The 4,027-nt window shown below is 32.9% G+C and carries 3 protein-coding genes; all 3 read left to right on the top strand.

The features are described 5' to 3' along the window. Positions 1–2,441 (top strand): DUF3344 domain-containing protein (locus ACKI2W_RS03845; protein ID WP_407379413.1); only part of this gene is annotated, 2,441 nt, incomplete at its 5' end. A gap of 78 nt (positions 2,442–2,519) precedes the next feature. Beyond that, positions 2,520–2,939, top strand: coding sequence for a hypothetical protein (locus tag ACKI2W_RS03840; protein WP_407379411.1), 420 nt, complete (start codon positions 2,520–2,522; stop codon positions 2,937–2,939). 95 nt (positions 2,940–3,034) lie between these two features. After that, complete coding sequence (locus tag ACKI2W_RS03835) at positions 3,035–3,943, top strand: restriction endonuclease (protein WP_407379409.1); 909 nt, start codon at positions 3,035–3,037, stop codon at positions 3,941–3,943. Positions 3,944–4,027: the final 84 nt, after the last annotated feature.

Raw genomic sequence — 4,027 nt, 5'->3', positions numbered from 1 at the left:
CTGACGGTAGTGAATTGTTATACAGTACTTATATCGGCGGCGACTATGGTGAATTCATTATGGGTGTTGAATTGATTGACGGCGGAGTTATTCTACAGTTCAGAACTTATTCCGACGATTTATGGGTAGCTGAAAACGCTTTCCAAAAAGTTAAAGGAGACGATTTGTATAATCCTAGTTTAGCTTACATTGGAACAATTTATGAAGACTATTATGCAAACAGAACAATCTACGACATGGATACATACTTAGCAGTATACTTATTCGGCAATATTCCAACTGCAGTAAATAAATTGGCTACCGAGTATACCAGTGTTCCTACCATTCAAGCAGGTGTCAATAACACTTTAACTTTAACAATAACTAATGATGGAACTGGAAAAGCAACTAATGTAACTGTAAAAGTATTAAACGGAAATGAAACAGTCTTTGAAACTATAATTCCTGATTATGCATTAGGTTCAAGTTACAAATTCACATTTGTAGATTCAACTATCAGGCCAATTGATGAAAACACTGCATATGGCGCAAATAATACTTTGGCTCAATATACTGTCGTTGTTGAAAATAACGGAACCGAAATTAATTCTACTGATTATTCATTCCCAGTTCGTTACAACGGTAATTTAGGTAAAGACTTGGAATACCCAACTGAATACTCCACTGAAATCAATCGTTACTATCAAATCACTGGTGATGTAATTGTTGTCAATTCAAAAGATTCAGCATATATGGGAACCGGTGTAACTTCAAGAAATGATACATTAACCGCTGATTATGAAGGTGATGTGGCTGAAGCATTGCTTTACATATCATATAATTGGGATAATGTTGCTTCTGGTGACTTTAATACATGGAATGTAACATTTAACAATGCAACCATAACTCCTATTGCAAGTTATCGTGACCAAGGTAACTTAGGTAACTATGGAAATAGAGGATATGGTTTGGTTGTTTATAATGTAACTGCTCTTGTTCAGTCCGGAAACAATAGTATTTCTATTCAAAAACTTTCCGGAAAATCTGCTGTCTATCCAAGTTCATTATTAATTTTAACCAATAATAATGAATCCACTACCACTAAAGGAGTTTACATTGCTGAAAATGCTGACTTGCTTGCAAAATCTTACAGTAAAAATCTAACTGTAGGTTCAAAATATCAGTTCTATGATATTGACGCTGATGAAGTTGTAAATGCAACATTATATGTATTTGCTGCAAGTGCTCAATCAGGTGAAGGTAATGTCGTATTCAATGATAATGTTTCAACTAATGTCTGGTCCGGTTCATCAAATTCAGTAAATGTATTTGAATTGGATATCACTGATCTTGTAAGTGAAGAAAATTCAGTATTCTTCGAATCTACAGGTTCAACTATTTTAGCATTACACCAAATTATTGTAGTTGAAAATGAAGATCATATTGTTATTAATGCTCCGGATGTTGAAAAATACTTCTCTGCTCCAGATAGATTTGTAGTAACTGTTACAAACAACAGAGGAAATGCTGTTTCCAACCAATCCGTTCAAATATTGGCTAATGGAGTTACTTATAACAGAACAACCAATGAAAATGGTACAACCAGCATTGCTTTAAATTTAAATGTCGGTGTTTATAATGTAACTACTACTGTAGGTAATGCTACAAAAGAGTCTACTGTAACTATTGTATCTACAATAAATGCAAATGATGTTACTAAAGTTTACAGAAATGCAACCCAATATTATGCAACCTTCACTGATGCTGAAGGCAATCCATTGACAAACGGCACTGTGGTAACATTCAACATTAACGGTGTAATGTATGAGAGAAAAGTTAATGAAAACGGTACCGCTAAATTGAACATTAATTTAGATCAAGGTACTTACATATTAACTGCTATTAATCCAAAAACAGGTGAAAGTTCAGCTAACACTGTTACTGTTATTCCAAAGATTGTTGAAAATGCTGATTTAGTGAAATACTACAGAAACGATTCTCAATATGTTGTTAGAGTTTTAGGTGATGACGGAAACCCTGTTGGTGCAAATGAAACAGTCACATTCAACATTAACGGTGTGATGTATGAAAGAAAAACCAACGCATCCGGATACGCTAAACTAAACATTAACTTGCAGCCTGGAACTTACGTTATCACTGCTATGTATGGCGGAAGCTTTGTAGCAAACAACATTACAGTTAAACCTATTTTAAGTGCTGAAGACGTTTCCATGAAATATCTTGACGGAACCCAATTCAAAGCTACATTGCTTGACGGTCAAGGCAATCCGTTCGCTAACCAGACTATTACTTTCAACATCAACGGTGTATTCTACAACAGAACAACCGACAGTCAGGGTATAGCCAAGTTAAACATCAGATTGATTGCCGGAGAATACATTATAACTTCAATGTATGAAAACGGCGCAGCAATCGCAAACAAAGTTACTATAACTTCTTGAGGTTAATTAATTTAACCTCTTTTTTTATTTTTCGGAGGTTTTAAAATTAAAAAGAAAATATTGTTATCATTAGTTTTGATGGTGGGATTATGTTTATGCATATCTTTTGTTTCAGCTCATCCGGGTCATGAAGGACCTCATCCTGAAGAAGTGACAAGTACTGGTGGTGAATCCAGTTCACAGTCTGTTCAGAGTGTTCCTTCCAGTTCAAGTAGTTCTTCTAGTTCTTCTGAATCTAGTAGTTCCGGCAGTTCCAGCAGTTCATCTAGCTCTGGAAGTTCTGATTCATCAGGCTCTTCTAGTAGTAATACTCAGGTAAACGATGATTCAACTGAAGTTAATGAGACAAATGATACGGCTGTAAATAATACAACATCCAATAATACAACAAACGTCACATCTCAAAGCAATAATTTTGATTTAACCACAATTGGAATAATTTTAGCAATTATTGTTGTTGTTTGTGCTGTTGGATTCATTGTCTATAAAAGAAAGTAATTTTTTCTATTTTTTTATATTTTTTTTAATAATAAACTTTAATAATAATTTCATTTATAAATTAATAATAAAGTGAAACACATGCGGGTGGAATTTTGGAGAAACCACAATTAATTAATTTTATTGCTAAAGTTATGGAGGATTCAGGTTTTAAAGTATATAAGAACTTTAAGACATCACAAAAGGTTATTGATATATATGCCGTATTGCCGACTACCATTGGTGATTTTGGAGTTGTCATGGCATGTAACAACTATGATAAAGAGTTCGAAGTTGGCATTGATTTATTGAGGGAAATGGAAGATGTAGCAGAAAGCTTAAAAGCTTCAAAAGTTGCAATCGTTACATCAGCTTACTTTAATAATCAGGCTACCAATTATGCATTGAGAAAAAATATCAAATTGGTTGATAGAGATAATTTAGTGGAATTGGCTAAAAAATACCAGGATAATTCTCAGCAAACTACTTTGGATAGTGATTACTCTTCTGGTGAAGTTTCATATATTGAAGAGGAATACCCTGAATATACTTATGATGCTTCCGATATGGAATATATCATGCGCAGAAGAGATGAAAACCCTGTTGTCTATAAGAATACTTTATATCCTCAAGTTGAAGAATATAATAATTCTCCAAGTAATTTTTTAACTTCATTATTAAATAGGCGTAAAAGAAATCAGAATAATGGACTATATCCCGCAAACTTATATGATTATGGTTATTCTTCCGGTCCGTCCTGGTTTGACCGCCTGCAACCGATTTTAAGCAATGCTTTTGTTACAATCGCTTTAGTTGTAATTGTTTCATATCTACTGTCTTTCTTATTTGGCAATGTATTAAAAATAGATTATGGTATAAGTGGTTTAATAGAGATGGTTGTTGCTCTGGCTCTTTCTTATGGATTAACATTCATATTTGCTGATAGATCAAGATTCTTTATTACCCGGGGTACTGTAATATTCTTTATTTCACTTATAATATTGATTATTTTAATATTTGTATAAATTACAAATTACATTTTGTTACTATTTTTCTATTTTGTATAATATTTTTTTTAAATTTTTTTGTTTTTATTTTTTTAAAAATAT

The organism is Methanobrevibacter sp. (assembly GCF_045603845.1).
Lineage (GTDB): Archaea > Methanobacteriota > Methanobacteria > Methanobacteriales > Methanobacteriaceae > Methanocatella.
The sequence above is the reverse complement of the archived record's forward strand: the minus strand, read 5'-3'. Positions and strand labels throughout refer to the sequence as shown.

Excerpts from the sequence above, each read along its gene's own strand:
- ACKI2W_RS03840 (WP_407379411.1), top strand. The coding sequence starts at position 2,520 with ATGGTGGGATTATGTTTATGCATATCTTTTGTTTCAGCTCATCCGGGT.